Origin of the sequence: Streptomyces sp. NPDC085932, assembly GCF_044540525.1 — a bacterium.
Classification (GTDB): Bacteria; Actinomycetota; Actinomycetes; order Streptomycetales; family Streptomycetaceae; genus Streptomyces; species Streptomyces levis.
Map to the genome: position 1 here is coordinate 530,269 of NZ_JBITSJ010000001.1, position 17,980 is coordinate 548,248.

The window sequence follows — 17,980 nt, forward strand, 5'->3', positions numbered from 1 at the left end:
GCCGGGAACCCACGGGTGGACCGGCCCCGCGCCCCGGCGACATCGCCCGCGAGGCGCTGCGGAAGGCGGTGTCGGAGCACCGGGGGAGCGGCCCGGGCGACGACGACCGGACCGGCGAGGAGGCCACGGCGCGGCACATCGGGGGATGGCGGCACACCGGGGCAGGACAGGACTCCGGCACGGCCGCAGGAGGCGGGGAGCCGGAAGCGTCGCGCGGCCCGCAGGAGAGTACAGCCGCGCCCGGCGCGGCCGACGTGCCCACAGAGGTGGAGACCGCGGGGGAGACGGCCGATGCGGAGACGGACGTCGGGGAGACGGAGAGGGAAACCGGGTGGGAGGAACACGAGCGGACTCCGACCGCTGAAGCCGGCCCGGCCGGACCCCGCGCCGCGGACGTCGCGCGCGAGGCCCTGCGCGCGGCACGGGACGACGCGCGGCGCGCCCGGGAGGAGACCGAGCGGGAGGGGGCCCGGCGCAGGCGCCGGGCCCGGCAGAAGCTCGTGGACGACAGGGCGGCGGCAGCCCGGCGGGCCCGTGACCACGGCGCCGGCGGGGCAGCCCCCGATGTACGGCGGCTGCTGTCGGACGCGTTCCGGATGCCGGACCTGCCGGACCTGCCGGACGAGCCGGAGCCGTCGCCGTCCGACCGTGGGGAGAGAGCCTCCGGTCGGGGCGGTGCGCCGTCGCGCCTGACCGGGCTGCTGCACGGGGGTGCGCCGTCGCAGCCGGGGGCCGGGGAAGCGGAGGACGCGACGGAGAGTCCGGCAACGCCGCGAGGATCCGCGGCTTCCGCGGCCGGGACCAGGGGCCGGATGCCTCAGGACCCCGCTGCGGACTCCGAGCGTCCGCCGCCACCGGGAACGGAGCCTGGCGTGTCCGACCAGGGTGTGTCGCCGACGCGGGGAACCGTGCCTGGCGTGTCCGACCAGGGTGTGTCGCCGACGCGGGGAACCGTGCCTGGCGTGTCCGACCAGGGTGTGTCGCCGACGCGAGGGACCGTGCTGGGCGTGCCCGACTCCGGTGTCTCGCCGACGCGAGGGACCGTGTCCGGCGTGCCCGACTCCGGTGTGTCGCCGACCCCGCTGCCGGACGTCGGTCCCGCTCCTTCCTCCCCCACCCCCCGCTCCATGGCCGCACCGAACCGGGACGGCGACCTGCGTCGTACGTTCCCGGCCTTCCCGCCCCGGGAGGGTGACCGGTTCGCCGAGAGCTGGTGGGGGAACGCCTGGGTGTCCGCGCTGGAGCAGGGCGCGCTGGACGTCAAGCGGCTGGAGCGCGGGCGGGGGTACGCCGAGCAGGGGCACGTGGACGCCATCACGGTGACCCCCGGCCTCGTGCTGGCGTACGTCCAGGGCAGCCGCCCGCGGCCCTACCGCGTCCAGGTGCGCCTGCGCACCCTCGGCGACTCCGACTGGGACCGCTTCCTGGAGGCCGCGGCCGACCGGCCCGGACACATCGCCGCGCTGCTCGACAAGGAGATGCCCCGGTCACTGGCGCAGAGCGGCGTCCCCCTGCTGCCGGGCCCCGGCGACCTGGAGCCCCGGTGCAGCTGCCCCGACCGCGGTCACCCCTGCAAGCACGCCGCCGCACTCTGCTACCAGACCGCCCGGCTGCTCGACGCCGACCCGTTCGTGCTGCTCCTGCTGCGCGGCCGGGGCGAGCGGGAACTGCTCGACGCGCTGTCCCGGCTCAGTGCCACCCGCGCGGCCCGCGCCGCACAGGACAGGGAACCAGCGCCGCTCCCCGGCGTGCGGGCCAAGGAGGCGCTCCAGCCGCGCACTCTGCCGCCCCTCCCCGCGCCCCTGCCCCCGCCCGCGCACCCGGAACAGCCTCCGGCCTACCCTGCGTCCCCCGGCGGCCCGGACCCCTTCGCCCTGGACCAGCTGGCCACGGACGCCGCCGCCCGCGCCCACGCCCTGCTGACCAGCGGCCGTGACCCGGTCGGCCGGCTGACCTTCTGGCAGGACGCGGTCCGCCTGGCCGCGGCCCGTCCCGGTTCGGGCCTCACCGCCGGCAGTCGGGCGCTGTACTCCTCCCTCGCCGCCGCGGCCGGCCGCACCCCCGCCGACCTGGCCCGCGCGGTCGCCGCCTGGCGGCAGGGCGGACTGGAGGGCCTCGCCGTCCTGGAGGAGCCCTGGGATCCGCCGGCCGGCCGGTTCGACCGGGCCCGCCCCCTGCTCCTCGCCGCCGACCTGCCCGCCTTCCGCCCCTGGCGCAACCACCTCACGCACCCCCACGGCCACCTTCAGCTCCGCCTCGGCCGCGACGGCCTGTGGTACGCGTACGAATCCGAGCCGGGCCGCGACGACTGGTGGCCGCGCGGCACCCCCGACCTCGACCCGGTCGGCGCGCTGACAGGGCTCGGTCTCTCCGGCGACCTCTGAACCACTGGCGGCCTCTGGCGACCTCTGCGACCTGCAACCTCTGCGGCCCCTGACGACCTCTCACGACGTCGCCGGGACGCCGGCCCGCCCAGCGTCCGGCACGCGCGTTGCGGGGATAACGGGGTGATATGCCCGCGCACCATCATCAAGACCCCAATGACGCGTCCGCCCTGCGGACGGGAACGCGACCGAGGTGGCGGAGGGGTCATGGCGGCGGTGGCGGAGCCATTGCGCGTGCACGAGCTGTTCCAGCGGCAGGCGGCCCGGACGCCGGACGCGGTCGCCGTCGTCCACGGTGAGCGGAGGTTGACCTTCCGCGAACTCGACGCGCGGGCCGAGCGGCTCGCCCGGCACCTCGCCCACCTCGGCGTCGGCCCGGACGTCCTCGTCGGCCTCTGTGTGGAACGCGGACTCGACATGGCCGTGGGCGTGCTCGGGGTGCTCAGGGCGGGTGGCGCCTACGTGGGCCTGGACCCGGCTCATCCGCCCGAGCGGCTGCGCCGGACGGCCGAGGACGCGGGGCTGCGGCTCGTGGTGACCCGGCGCCGGCTCGGCCCGCTGCTGCCGGACGGCCCCCGTCCCGTCCTGCTCGACGAACTGCCCGAACGGCCGGGCCCTCTGCCTGACCGGGCGCGTCCGGCGATGGGGTCCCTCGCTTACCTGATGTACACCTCCGGAACGACGGGCACCCCCAAGGGGGTCCTGGTCACGCACGGCAGTCTGATGAGCGTCCACAGCGCCTGGGAGCGGCTGTACGGGCTGGCAGAGAACCCCTTGACCCTGGTGTCCGTCACCGGGCTCGCCGTCGACCTGTTCTTCGCCGACCTGCTGCGGTCCGTCTGCGCGGGCGGCACCCTCGTCATCGCCGCCCAGGAGGTGATCAACGACCCGCCCCGGCTCTTCGACCTCGTGACGCGCAGCGGGGGCGACGCCGTGGAGCTGGTGCCGAGCCTCGCGAAGGCGCTGGCGCGCGAGGCGCTTTCGCGCGGCACCCGGATCCCTCGGATGCGGCTGATGTCCGTCGGGTCGGAGGGCTGGCTCACGGAGGACTGCCGCGCACTGCTGCGGGCCGTCGCGCCGGGCAGCACGGTGGTCAACGCCTACGGCACGACCGAGACCACCGTGGATTCCTGCGTGCTGTTCCTGGACGGGGAGGGCGTGCTCGACGGCACCGCGACCGTGCCCGTCGGGCCCGCACTCGCCGGTACCACCGTCCATGTCCTGGACGCCGCCCTGCGCCCGGTGCCCGACGGCACGACCGGTGAGCTGTACCTCGGCGGGCCGGGCCTGGCGCGCGGTTACCACGGCCGACCGGGCACGACCGCGCTCGCCTTCGTGGCCGACCCCTTCGGCGCTGCGGGCGCACGCCTGTACCGCACCGGGGACCTGGTGCGGCGCAGGGCCGACGGGCACCTCGACTTCCTGGGCCGCACCGACGCCCAGCTGAAGATCCACGGCCATCGGGTGGAGGCCGCCGAGGTGGAGAACGCGCTGGTCGCGAGCCCTGAGGTGCGTGCCGCGGCGGTCGCCGTCAAGGCGGACGGCAGCGGACGGCGTCGGCTCGTCGGGTACGTGGTGCCCGACGCCGGCGGCGTGCTCGACGCCGAGCGGCTGCGTGCCGGGCTCGCCGCGCGGCTCCCCGAGCACATGGTGCCGGCGGTGTTCGTCACGCTGCACCGGCTGCCGCAGCTGCCGGGCGGCAAGACCGACCGGCGTGCCCTGCCGGACCCGCGTCGGCCGCGTCCCGCCGGCGCCGGTTCCGAGGCCCCGCGCACGACGACCGAACGCGTGCTGGCCCGGGTCTGGGCCGAGGTGCTCGGCGTGCGGCGGATCGGACGGCACGACGACTTCTTCCGGACCCTCGGCGGCGATTCGGTCCTCGCCATGCAGGTGATCTCGCGCGCTCGCGACACCCTCGGCACTCCGCTGCCCCCCGGTGCCCTCTTCCGCGCGCCGACCCTGGCCACCCTGGCCGCGGAGAGCGACGCCGCCCGCCCGCACCCCGTCCCGGAACCCGGTGCGGACAGCAGCCCGGCCGTCTCCGTCCAGGGCCCGGCTCACGATGCGGACGACGGCCCGGCCGTCTCCGGACCCGGTCGCATGCCCGGCGCCGAAGGTCGCGGGACAGTCCGGACGGAGCCCTCCTTCGGTCAGCGGCGGTTGTGGTTCCTGCACCACTACGACCCCGGCCCGGCCTATCACGTCAGCCTGGCCCTGCGGCTCGTCGGTCCCCTGGACGCGGACGCACTGGAGGACGCGCTGCACCGGGTCGTCGCGCGGCACGAAGGCCTGCGCACCACGTTCGACACGGAGGCCGGCCGCTGCGTCCAGGTCGTGCACCCGCACGCCCGGCCGGCGGTGGCCCGCAGCGATCTCGGCGGACTGCCGCGAGCCGGACGTGAGCGCGAGGCAGAGCGGCTGCAACGCGCCGACCTCGCCCGCCCGTTCGACCTCACCGCCCTGCCCCTGCTGCGGCCGCGCCTCATCCGGCTCGGCGAGCGCGAGCACCTGTTGACGCTGACGGCCCATCACATCATCACCGACGACTGGTCCTACGAGGTGCTCGCCGCCGAAATCGGCGCCTGCTACACGGCGGCCGTGACCGGCTCGGACCCCGCAGCCGCGCTCCCCCCACTGTCCCTGCGCCCCGCGGACCACGCCGCGCGGCAACGTCAACGCCTGTCCGCCGGCCGCGCCGACCGTCACCTGGCGTACTGGCGGCGGCGCCTGGACGGCATGGAGCCCCTCGAACTGCCCCGGGACCGCCCCCGGACCGCGCGCACCGGGCCGGCAGCACGCATCCGGCGCTCCGTGCCGCCGGCGCTGCGCGACCGCCTCGCGGCCCTGGGGCGTGACCAGGGCGCCACGCTGTTCGCGACGCTGCTGGCGGCCTGCACGCTGCTGCTGGCCCGGCGCACGGGCCGGCCGGACGTCGCCGTGGGGACGGTCTTCTCGGGGCGTGACGACAGCGACCTGGAAGGCCTGATCGGGTTCTTCCCCAACACCGTGGTGCTGCGCGGCAGCGTCGACGAGCGGCAGAGCTTCGCCGACCTGCTCGCCGCCGTACGGGACTCGGTGGCCGAGGCCATGGACCACGCCGACCTGCCCTTCGACCGGCTCGTCGAGGAGCTCGCGCCGGAACGCCGGTCGGGCCGGGACCCGCTGGTCCAGGTGTTGATCGTGATGGCCAACACCCCATCGCGGAACCGGGAGTTCGCCGGACTCACTGTCACCGAGGAGGACGTGCCCGCCGTGGCCGCGGACTACGACCTCACCGTGGAGTTCCGGGACACCCCGCGCGGACTGGTGACCGACCTGCTGTACCGGTCCGACCTGTTCGACGCCGCCACCGTCGAGCGGCTGGCGAACGCCCTGGAGGACCTGCTGGCACGGCTCGTCCGGCACGGGAGCCGACCGCTGCGGGAACTGCCGCCCCTGACCGCCGCCGAGCGGCGGCAGCTCACCGCCTGGCAGGACGGTGGCCCCGCCGGGGACGACCGCTGCGCCCACGAGGTGTTCGCCGAGCACGCCCACCGCACGCCCGGCGCGATCGCCGTCGTACGCGGAGAGGAGCGGCTGACCTACGGCGAACTGGAGCGCAGGGCAGACCGGCTGGCGCACCGCCTCGTCGACGCGGGCCTCGGCCCGGACGCGGTGGCCGGCATCTGCCTGGAGCGGGGGCCCGGCTTCGTCGTGGCCGCGCTCGCCGTGCTCAAGGCCGGTGGCGCCTTCCTGCCCCTGGACCCCGCCCACCCCCGCGACCGGCTGGCGGCGGTGCTCGCCGACACGGCACCCCGGCTGATCCTCACGGACGGCGACCACGCGCCCCTGCTGCCGCCGGGCGACACCCCTGTCCTGCGGGCCGACCTGGACGAGGAACCGACGGTTCTCGCCCGCCGCCCCGCCACCCCGCCCCGGCGCACGGCCCTTCCCCAGCACCTCGCCTACATCGTCCACACCTCCGGGTCCACCGGCCGGCCCAAGGGCGTGCAGATCCCGCACGCCGGGCTCACGGCCCTCGCCGCCGACAGCCGGCGCACGCTGGGCCTCGGACCCGGTGCGCGGATGCTCCAGCATCTGTCCTGCGCCTTCGACGGCGGCCTGTGGCAGATCCTCATGCCCCTGCTGACCGGCGCCGCCGTGTGCTTCAGCCTGCCCGAGGAGCAACTCGACCCGCGCGCCCTGGTCCGCCGGGTGCGCGCCGACGGCGTGACCGTACTGATGCTGCCCCCGGCCCTGCTCACCACCCTCGACCCGGCGGCACTGGCGGACAGCGTGCTCGTCTGCTCGGCCGCCGACGTCTGCCCCCCTGCCACGGCGGACGCCTGGGCGGCACACCACTGCTTCGCCAACCTCTACGGACCGACCGAGACCACGATGTGCTCCACCGGCCACCTGGTGCCCCACCCGGCCCCGGGCCCGGTGGCCGGAGCGGACGGCGTCCCCATCGGCCGGCCCGTGGCCGGGGCACGCCACTACGTCCTGGACGCCTGGCTGCGTCCCGTCCCCGTCGGCACGCCCGGCGAACTCCACATCGCCGGGGCCGGGCTCGCCCGCGGCTACCACGGCCGGCCCGCGCAGACCGCGGCCCGCTTCACCGCCGACCCGTTCGGGCCGCCCGGTGCCCGCATGTACCGCACCGGCGACCTGGTCCGGATGCGCGCCGACGGCACCCTGACCCACCTCGGCCGCCTGGACGACCAGGTCAGGATCCGCGGCCACCGCGTCGAACCCGCCGAGACGGCGGCCGTCCTGCGCGGCCACCCCGACGTCGCCGAGGCGTTCGTGGCGGCCCGGCGCGACGACCCGGGCGGACTCCGACTCGTCGGCTACGTCGTACCGCGCCCCGGCCGGGACGCCCCCACCGGCACCGCCCTGCGCCGCTTCCTCGCCCGCTCGCTGCCGGCCGCCCTGGTCCCCTCCGCCTTCGTCGCCTTACCGGCCCTGCCCGTCAACTCCAGCGGCAAGGTCGACCGCGGCGCCCTGCCCGTCCCCGTCGTCACGCCGCAGGCGGCGTACAGCCCGCCGGAAACGCCGGTGCAGCGAACGCTGGCGGACGTCTGGGCGGCGGTGCTCGGCACCGAACGCGTCGGCGCCGACGACGACTTCTTCGACCTGGGCGGCGATTCCATCACCAGCGTCCGGCTCGTGGCCGAGGCCCGCTCGGCCGGCCTGGAGGTGACCCCCGCGGACGTGTTCGCCCGGCCCACCGTGCGTTCCCTGGCGGAGGCGGTCCGCCCCCTCGCGCCCCCGGCGACGAACCCGGACGGCCCCCTGCCGCGCTCCCGGTACCCACTGACGCCGCTGCAGGCCGGGCTGCTCTACCACGCCCTGGCCGGGCGCGACCCGTACGTCCGCCGGATCACCATGACCCTGGCCGGGGTCACCGACGCCGAGGCCCTCGCCCGGGCCTGGCAGCACGTCGTCGACCACGTCCCGGCGCTGCGCAGCACCGTGCGCCTGCCGCACGGCGGGCGGCCCGAGCAGGTCGTGCACCCCGAGGTGCGGGTGCCCGTCGCGGTGTACGACTGGCGCGGACTCACCCCCGACGGACGGCGCCGGGCGTCGGCGGCGCTGGGGGAGCGGGAACGGGCCGAAGACCCCGATCCGCGCCATGCCCCGCCGCTGCGGCTGGCGATCGCCCGCACCGACGACGACGAGGCGACGGTCCTGTGGACCACGCACCACCTCTTCGTGGACGGCTGGAGCGTGTCGGAGATTCTCACCGACGTCCTCACCGCCTACGAGGACCTCGCCGCCGGCCGCACCCCGGACGTCACACCCCGCAGGCCCTTCGCCGACTACGTCCACTGGCTGGGCACCCGTGACGAGACGGCGGGCCGCGCCCACTGGCGCGCGGAACTCGACGGGTGCGACGGGCCGACGCCCCTGCCCTACGGCCGCAGGTCCACGCCGGAGGGCGGGCCGGGCCCGCACGCCGGACACACCGTCACGATCCCCCTGCCCGAGCACGAACGCCTGCGCTCCTTCGCCCGGCGCCACCGCCTCACCCTCAACACCCTCGTGCAGGCCGCCTGGGCCCTGCTGCTGTCCCGGCACGGGGGCACGGACGACGTGGTGTTCGGCGCGACCGTCTCCACCCGCGAGGCCGACCTGCCGGACGCCGGGAGCATCATCGGGCTGCTCGTCAACACGCTGCCCGTGCGCATCCGCGTGCACGCGCGCGCTCCGCTCCTGGACTGGCTGCACGGCATCCAGGACCGCCAGGTCGAGGCCCGGCGGCACGCCACGTTCCCCCTGTCCGGCCTGGCCACCGCCGACGGGACGGACCGGGCGGCCGACCTGTTCGCCACCGCCCTCGCCTTCGACAACATCCCCTACGATCCGGCCGCCGTACGCGCCGGCCGGGCCCGGGTCGTCCGCCTCGACACCGACAACGCCACGAACTACCCGCTCTCGCTGCTCGTCCACTCCGGAGGCGACCTCGTGCTGCAGGCCGACTACGACACCACCGTGTTCACCGCCGACGAGATCGCCCGCCTCACCGGCGAACTCGTCACCACGCTGCTCGCCCTGCCCGCCGTCGCACCGGACGCCCCGGTGGCGGCCGTGCCGGCACCCGCCGACGAAGCGGTCCCGGGCCCCGGGGAAGCGGTGCCCGCGCCGCCCGAACCGGTCTGCCTGCACCACCTGTTCGCGGCCCAGGCGTCCCGCACCCCGGACGCGACAGCCGTCCACCACAGCGACGCCGGCCGCACCCACCGCCTCACGTACGCCGAGCTGGACGCCCGCGCCAACCGGCTCGCACGCCATCTGCGCACGTGCGGCGCCGGCCCCGAGACCCTCGTCGCCGTGGCCCTGCCCCGCGGCACCGACCGGATCGTCGCCCACCTGGCCGTCCTCAAGGCCGGTGCGGCCTTCCTCCCCCTGGACCCCGACCACCCCGCCGACCACACCGCGGGCACCGTCGCGGACTCCGGCGCGGCCGTCCTGCTGACCCGCGGTCCCGAGGACGCCCCCTGGCGCCCGCCGGGCGTACGTCTGGTGGCGCTCGACGCCGCGCAAGCCGTCCTGAACCGGCTTCCGGCCACCGCGCCCGAGGTGCCCGTACGCCCCGGCAACACCGCGTACACGATCTACACCTCCGGATCCACCGGCCGCCCCAAGGGAGTCGACGTCACCCACCGCGGGGTGACCGGCATGCTCGCCGCGGTGCGCGGCACCGGCGCCCTCGGGCCCGGCAGCCGGGTGCTCCAGTTCGCGGCCGCGAGCTTCGACGCGGCGGTCTGGGAGATGTGCGCGGCGCTGCTCACCGGAGCCATGCTCGTCCTGGTCCCGCCCGACCGTCTCCGGCCCGGGCCGGAGCTGGCCCGCACGCTGGCCCGGGAGGCGGTCACTCACGTCACGCTGCCGCCCGCGGTGCTGGCGATGCTGCCCGAGGCGGAGCTGCCCCGTGCGACGGCCGTCGTCTCCGCCGGCGAGCACCTGCCCGCCGCGCTCGCCGCCCGGCTCGCCCCGCACATCACCGTCCGCAACGCCTACGGCCCCACCGAGAGCACCGTGTGCGCCACCGTCACCGGCCCGCTGAGCGGCACGGGCGAACCCCCGATCGGCACCCCCGTGCCCGGCACGCGCGTGTACGTTCTGGACGCCGGGTTGCGGCCCGTGCCGCCGGGCGCGGCCGGGGAGCTGTACCTCGCGGGTGCCGGACTCGCCCGCGGCTACCGGGGGCGCCCGGCGCAGACCGCCCTGCGGTTCACGGCCTGCCCGTTCGGGCCGCCCGGCGCCCGCATGTACCGCACCGGCGACCGGGTCCGCCGCCGCCCCGACGGTGAACTGGAGTTCCTCGGCCGGGCCGACGACCAGGTCAAGGTGCGCGGCTTCCGGGTCGAGCCCGCCGAGATCGAGGCGGTGCTCACCGCCCACCCGGCGGTGGCCCGGGCCGCCGTCACCGCCGACGGCACGGGCCGGCTGCGGCGCCTGACGGCCCATCTGGTCCCGGCGACCCCCGCCGACGGCACACCGCGGAGGCTCGCCGCCGTCCGCGCCGACCTCGCCCGGCGGCTCCCCGGCCACCTGGTGCCCTCGGCGTTCCTGGTGCACGACAGCCTGCCGCTCACCCCGCACGGCAAACTCGACCGCCGCGCCCTGAGCGCCACCCCGCGCTCCCGGCCGCCGGCCGGCCGCGCGCCGAGGGGGGCCGCCGAGCGGTACGTCGCCCGCGAGTGGGCCCGGCTCATCGGACGGGACGGCGTCGGCGCGCGGGAGAAGTTCTTCGAGGCCGGCGGGACGTCGCTGACCCTGCTGGAGCTGGCGGCCCGGCTCAACCCGCCGGGCCGGGAACCGATCTCCGTCGCCGAGCTGCTCGAACACTCCACCGTGGAGGAGATGGCCCGTCTGCTCGCCGCGCGCGGCGGTCCACCGCCGGACGGCAGCCCCGACGACGGCGACGGGCCCGCTCCGGACCCGGGCGCGCCCGGGACGGCCGACGGGGACTGGGAACTGTGATGCGGGGGGACGCAAGGGGCCACGACCACCCTGTGGCGGTCATCGGGTTCGCGCTGGCCCTGCCCGGCGCCCACGACCTGGACACGCTCCACGACAACCTGCGCGCCGGGCGGGTCGCCGTGGGGCCGCCGGGCCCGGACCGGGTGCGGTACGCCGGCGGCGACCCCGCCCTCGACCACGCGCCCGGCGCCTACCTCGACCGCATCGATCTGTTCGACCACGCCTACTTCGGGCTCTCCCGGCGCGAGGCCGGGACGATGGACCCGCACCAGCGGCTCGCGCTGCAGCTGGCACACCGGGCCGTGGAGCACGCCGGTCACGCACCCGGCGGACTCCGGGGCTCGCGCACCGCGGTCGTCCTCAGCGCCCCCGACCCCGCCTACGCCGCCCTCGTCCCCGAGGACGACCCGCAGCGCATCCTCGGCACCCTGCCCGCGGCGACCGCCGCCCGCGTCGCCTATCTGCTGGACCTGGCCGGTCCCTGCCAGGTCGTGGACACCGCGTGCAGCGGCAGCCTGGCCGCGGTCGCCCTCGCCGTGGAGCAACTGCGCTCCGGGCAGGCCGAGCTCGCCCTCGCCGGCGGTGTGAGCCTGCAGACCGTACTGCGCCCCCGCGACCACCATGAGCCGCTGCCGGGCATCGAGTCGCCGGGCGGTGTGTGCCGGCCCTTCGACGCCGCCGCCGACGGCACGGTCGGCGGCGAGGGCGGCGGGATCGTCGTCCTCAAGCCGCTGGCCCGGGCGCTGGCGGACCGGGACCACATCCACGCCGTGCTGCGCGGGGCCGCCGTCAATCACAACGGCAACCGGGCCACCGGCATGAGCGCGCCCAGCCGCGACGCCCAGGCCGAGGTGATCGAGGCGGCCTGGCGGGCGGCGGGCCTGCCGGTCGGCTCCGCCGGGTTCCTGGAGTGCCACGGCTCGGGCACACCCCTCGGGGACGCCGTGGAGGCCGCCGGTCTGCGCCGGGCCCTGCGGGCCGCGGGCGGCATGGACGAGCCGCTGCCGATCGGCGCCGTCAAGGCCAACGTGGGTCATCTGGACCACGCCTCCGGTATGGCGGGCCTGTTCAAGGTGCTCGCCGGACTGCGCCACACCACCCTCTATCCGACGCCCGGCTTCACCGAGCCGCACCCGCTCCTCGGTTCGGGCAGCCCCGTCCGCGTCAACGACACCGCCCGGCCCTGGCCCGAAGCCGGCGACGGCGGACCGCGCCGGGCGGGAATCAGCTCCTTCGGGCTGACCGGGACCAATGTGCACGTGGTCGTCGAGGAGGCGCCCATCCGCCCACCGCGGGCGACGACGTCCGGGCCCGGCTGGGAACTCGTCACCGTGTCCGCCGCCACACCGGCCGCGCTGGAGCGCAGCCTCGCCCGGGCCGGTGACTTCGCGGCGGACACCGGGCACCCGCTCGACGAGGTCGCCCACGCCCTCAACCGCGGCCGGGACGACCACCGCCACCGTGTCGCCGTCGTCGCCCGCGACACCGACGGCCTCGCGCGGGCGCTGCGCACCGCCGCCGTGCCCACGGAACCGGCCCCGGCCGACCCGCCGCTGGTCCTGCTGTGCTCCGGCGACGCCTCCGTCGCCGCACTCGACGAACGGACATGGCACACGCTGCGCGCCGACTTCCCGCGGCTTTCCGAGGGGGGCCGGGGGACGGGTGACGGGGACACGGATGCGGGAGGTGCGGATCCGGGGGGCACAGACCCGGGGGACAAGAACCCCGGAGACACGGCAGGCCTGCGGCTGCTCGGACGGCAGGTGGCGTTGTACCGGCTCGCCGGGGCGCTGGGACTCGACACCGGGCGGCTGGTCGGCTCGGGGCCGGGCAATCTCGCCGTTCAGGTCGCGCGGGGCAAGCTGACCCAGGCGGACGCCCGGGCGCGGGCGCGGCACGCCCCCCTCACGGACCAGGTCGACGAGACGGGGCTGCTGCGGGCCGTCCGCGGCTTCGTGCAGCAGGGCGCCGTCCTCCTCGAACTCGGCGGTGACGGGGTGCTCTCGCGGCGCGTCCGGGAGCTGGCGCCGGACCTGCCGGTGGTCTCCCTGCCCGGCGACGCGGGCCGGCCCGGCGTGCTGCGGGCCCTCGCCCGGCTGTACGAACTCGGCGTCGCGATCGACTGGGAGCGCCTGTACGACGGGCGGGACCTGGCACGGATCGAGGCACCGGCCTACCCGTTCGAGGAACTGCCCTGCTGGTGCGGACCACCGTCCGGCCCGCAGATCGCACCGGCCCCGGCCTCCGTACCGCTCCCCGCCTCCACGGCGCCGCCCCTCGACGACGGGCACGGCGGACACCGCACAGGCAACGGCACCGAACAGGCGGTCGCGGAGATCTGGCGCAGCGTTCTCGACGCCCCCGGCATCGGCCCCGACGCGAACTACTTCGACCTCGGCGGGACGTCCATCGCGGGCATCACCCTGCTCCGCGAGGCACGGGCACGCTTCGGCGCCCGCATCACCTTCGCCGACCTCTACCAGAACCCGACGGTCCGGCAGATGGCCACGCTCATCGACCGCAGGAAGGCACCCGCCGAGAACCGCCCGCGCGACCACGGCTCCGAGCGGACCCTCCGGGCCGTCCCGCGCACCGGCCGCACCCCGCTCTCCGTCAACCAGGAACAACTCTGGTACCTGGACCGCCTGCTGCCTCCGGGGCCGCTCTACAACATCCCAGGCCGGATGCGCTACCACGGCGACCTGGACACCGCCGCCCTGGCGGCCGCCCTGCGCGCGGTGACCGCGCGCCACGAGGTGCTGCGCAGCCGGATCCTGGCCGACGAGGGCCGCCCGTACGCGGTGTTCGACGCCCCGCCGCCCGAGCTGACCGTCGTGGACCTGCGCGACCGACCGGCGCGGGAGCGTGAACGAGAGGCCCACCGCGTCGCCGGCGCCGAGGCCCGGACGCCGTTCCGGCTGGACACCGGACCGCTGCAGCGGACGACACTGATCACCCTGGCCGACGACGACCACCTGCTGCTGTGCACCTGGCACCACATCGTCTTCGACGGCTGGTCGCCCGCGGTGTTCTTCCGCGACCTCGCCGAGCACTACGGGGCCCACCGCGAGGGCCGGCCCGCCCGGCTCCCCGAACTGCCCGTCCAGTACGGCGACTTCGCGCACCGTCAGCGGGAGATGCTGACCGGCGGGGCGCTCGCCGGCGGACTGCGGTTCTGGCGGGCCGAACTGGCCGGTCTGCTGCCCGGCGAACTTCCGCTGGACCGGCCGCGCCCGCCCGTCCCGTCGTACGCCGGAGAGCTGTTGGAATTCCGTATCGCCGACGAACCGGCGCGGCGGATCAGGGAGTTCAGCCGGGGGGAGCGAGTCACGACGTTCGTGACCATGCTCGCGGCCGTCAACTCCCTGCTGCATCTGTGGGCCGGGCACCGGGACGTGGTCGTAGGAGCCGCCACCAGCGGCCGCCTCGACCCCGCCGCGCACGACCTCGTCGGCTACTTCAACAACGTCCTGCCGTTCCGCACCCCCGTGGACGGCCGCGGGACCTTCCGCGAGCTGGTGCGGCGCACCGCCGCCACGGTCACCGGCGTGCTGGACCACGAGGACGTGCCGTTCGGGACGATCGTCACGGATCTGAACCCCCGGCGCGATCCGTCCCGGCACCCCCTGTTCACCGTCTGCTACACCCACCAGAACACGGCTCCGCACACTGCGGAACTGCCCGGCCTGACCGTCACCGGCGCCGCGGCCGTGACCGGCATCGCGCCCGGCACCGCGAAGGTCGACCTCACCCTGGGCGTCAGCGACGAGGCGGACGGGCCCATGCCCGGCTATCTGGAGTACGCCGTCGACCTGTTCGACCGGGGCACCATGGAGGAACTCGCCGACGGGTTCCTCGCCCTGGTCGCCACCGTGCTGGACGCCCCGGACCGCCCCCTGTCCGAACTCTCCCCGTACCTGCCGGCGTCCCGCACGGGGCGGCCGGCGCCCGGCGGCGACGTGACGGACGCGGTGCGGCGCGTCGCCGCGGCGGACCCGGAGCGGCCCGCCGTCGTGCACGGCGGCCGTGTCTGCGGCTACGGCGCACTCGACCGGAGCTCCGACCTGCTCGCCGCACGGCTGACCGAGGCCGGAGCGGGGCCGGACACACTGGTGCCGGTGCTCGCCCCGCGCGGCACGGACCTGGTCGTGGCCTGGCTCGGCGTGCTCAAGTCGGGTGCCGCCTTCGTCCCGCTCGACCCGGCCGCCCCGCCCGACCGGCTGGCCGGCATCCTCGCCGACCTGGGCGCCGGCGTCCTCGTCGGCCCACCGCACCTCACTTGGGCGTACGCCCGGACGCACACACTCGTCTCCCTGCCCGGCGACTCGGCTCCGCTCCCGGGCGCGCCACCGGCCCCCACCCCGCGTCCGCACCCCCGTGCCCTCGCGTACGTGGCCTTCACCTCCGGCTCCACCGGCCGCCCGCACGGCTGCGGTGTCGAGCACGGGTCCCTGGAAAACCTGCTGGCGTGGTTCGGCCGGGAGACCGGGCTGCGCTCCGGCGACCGGACGGCCCAGGGGTTCGCGCCGGGATTCGACGGGTCGGTGCTGGAGATCCTGGCGACGCTGCGGCACGGGGCGACCCTGAGTGTCACGGACGACACCCTGCCCACCCCGGCCGCCCTGCTCCGCCGGTTCGCCGAGGAGGGCGTCACGGTGGCCTGCCTGCCCACCCCGCTGGCCGAACTCGTCCTGGCCGACGCCCCCGGCGCGCCGGGCCCCGCCCCGCGGGTCCTGGCCACCGGTGGCGACCGGCTGCGCGTGCGCCCGGCGCCGGGGACGCCCTTCCGGGTGCTGAACATGTACGGACCCACCGAATGCGCCGTGGTGGGCACCTGCGGCGAGGTCGTGCCCGAGCCGGCCGGCGAAGTGCCCGGCATCGGCGGCCCGCTGCCCGGCGTCGGCGCGTACGTGCTGGGCCCCGACCTGTGCCGCGTGCCGCCCGGACGGCCCGGGGAGCTCTACCTGGGCGGCCGGGCCGTCGGCCGGGGCTACCACCGGCTGCCCGGCCCGACGGCCGCGCGCTTCGTCGCCGACCCCTACGCCGGCACTCCCGGGGCGCGCATGTACCGCACCGGAGACCTGGTCAGCCTCCGTCCCGACGGCACCCTCGACTTCCGGGGCCGCGCCGACGACCAGCTGGAGATCCGGGGCCACCGCGTCGAACCGGCGGAGATCGAGCGGGCGTTGCTCGACCAGCCGGGAGTGCGGGAGGCCCTCGTCATCGCCGAGCCGGACCCCCGCGGAGCGCCCCGGCTCGTCGCGCACGTCGCCGGCGAGTCCCTGCCCTCCGGCGCCGACCTCCTCGACCGGCTCGCCCGGCGGCTGCCCGCCGCCATGGTCCCGGCCCGGGTCCGCGCCCACCGGCACCTGCCGCGCACCCCCAACGGCAAACCGGCCCGCCGCGCCCTCACCGAGGCCGCCGGCCCCCACCCGACCGACGCCGACCCCGGAGCGCCCATGCCCCCGACGAACCCTCCCGCGCCGGTCGCGGCACCCCCACCCCACGCCCGGGACGCCGAGCGGATCCTGGCCGGGATCTGGACCGAGCTGCTGGGCCGGCCCGTCGGCGCCGACGACGACTTCTTCGCCGCGGGAGGGGACTCGGTACTCAGTGTGGCTGTCGCCGCCCGAGCCGAACGCGCCGGACTCACCCTCACCCCGCACGACGTCCTCACCCATCCCACCCTGCGTGAACTGGCCGCCCTGGCCGCCCGTTCCGACCCCACCGCCCCGGCCGGCCCCTGCCCCTCCCAGGACGACCCCGACGACCCGATCGACCTCTCCCCGCTGATGCACGCCGTCCTGGACAAGGCACCCGACCACGCCCGCGACCTGGTCGTCGCCGAGGTCCTCGAAACGGCCCCGGGCCTCCGCGCCGACGCGGTCCGCGCCGCACTCGCCCAGCTGGTGCGGCGCCACGAACCGCTGCGGATGCGGCTCAGGACCAACGCGCTGGGACACCGCCTCGTCCGCGCCTCCGCCGAGACGTCCACCGTCGTCGACGTCAGAGCCCTGCCCCTGCTCGACGACGACGCCGTACCGGCCGTCCTGGAGGCCGACAAGAGCGAACTCGCCGTGGCCGTGGACCCCGTGCGCGGCCCCCTGCTCCGCGCCCGCTTCTACGACCGCGGCCCACGCCGCACCGGCATCCTGCTCCTGGCCGTGCACCATTTCGCCTACGACCACATCTCGGCCGTACCGCTGCTGGAGGAGCTGAACTGCGCACTGCGGACGGCGAGTCCGGCGGAGCAGCAGCCCGACGACGGAGACGTGCGGCGTCGGGCGTGGCGGCACTGGACCGCCCATCTGCGGCGGCAGGCGCGCGGCGACGAACCGGCCGGCGAACTCGGCCACTGGACCGCCGTCCTGCGGTCCGTGCGCGCCGCCGGGACCCTGCCCGACCGGCCCGCCGGTCCCTGCACCGGCACGGCCGTGCTGCGCCGCACACTGCCCCCGGAACAGGTCGCCGCCGTGCTCGGGGAGTCCGGCGCGCCCGGCCGGGAGGCCGCCGTGGCCTCCGTGGCCTGCGCCTGGAGCCGCTGGCGCGGAGCCCCCGACGCCTGCGTGCTGACCGTGGGCTCCGGCACCCCCAACCCCTACCGGCCCGCCGACCGGTCCCCGGCGCTCGGCTGGTTCACCACCGCCCACCCCGTGCTCCTGCCGGTCGCGCCGGGACAGCACGCCGGCACACTCGTCCCGGCCGCCGCCGAGATCCTGCGCTCCGTACCCAACGACGGCGTCGGCTACGGCATCCTGCGCCACCTCAGCCCGCTCACCGAGGCCACGGCGGCGCTGCGCGCCCTGCCCGAACCCGACCTGCTCGTCGAGCACACGGCGACCGGCGCCGACGAACTGCGCACGGGCGCGGACCCGGTGTGGATCCGCTCCGGGCCGCTGGCCCTGCCCCAGAACGCGCTGCTGTCGTACGTGCCGGCCATCGTCACCAGCGCCGTCTCGGCGGGCGCCCTGGAGCTCCACCTGGTGCACGACGACCGGCTGCCGGCCGACCGTATGAACGCGCTGGCCGACCGGCTCGCCGAGGCCTTCGCCGAACTCGCCGACCCCGGCCGACCCGCCGGACCGGGCCGGTCCGCCGAACCCGGCCGACCCGCCGGACGGCCCTGA

At 76.7% G+C, this 17,980-nt stretch carries 3 protein-coding genes; all 3 read left to right on the forward strand.

The annotated features are described in order from the left end of the window. Positions 1-41 precede the first annotated feature (41 nt). The 3 genes from ACIGAQ_RS02220 (at position 42) to ACIGAQ_RS02230 (ending at position 17,980) form a co-directional block, all read left to right on the forward strand. Positions 42-2,384 carry an SWIM zinc finger family protein gene (locus ACIGAQ_RS02220; RefSeq protein ID WP_399780628.1) on the forward strand — a complete coding sequence of 781 codons (2,343 nt, stop codon included), beginning with the start codon at positions 42-44 and terminating at the stop codon, positions 2,382-2,384. Positions 2,385-2,591: 207 nt separating this feature from the next. Then, positions 2,592-10,853: an amino acid adenylation domain-containing protein gene (locus ACIGAQ_RS02225; protein WP_399778526.1), complete on the forward strand. Its 8,262-nt coding sequence runs from the start codon at positions 2,592-2,594 to the stop codon at positions 10,851-10,853. A 32-nt stretch (positions 10,854-10,885) separates the two neighbouring features. Next, positions 10,886-17,980 (forward strand): amino acid adenylation domain-containing protein, encoded by a 7,095-nt coding sequence (locus ACIGAQ_RS02230; protein ID WP_399778528.1) that lies wholly within the window; start codon positions 10,886-10,888, stop codon positions 17,978-17,980.

Bases quoted from the DNA above. Each gene is read 5' to 3' on its own strand.
- ACIGAQ_RS02225 (WP_399778526.1), top strand. From the start codon at position 2,592: ATGGCGGCGGTGGCGGAGCCATTGCGCGTGCACGAGCTGTTCCAGCGG.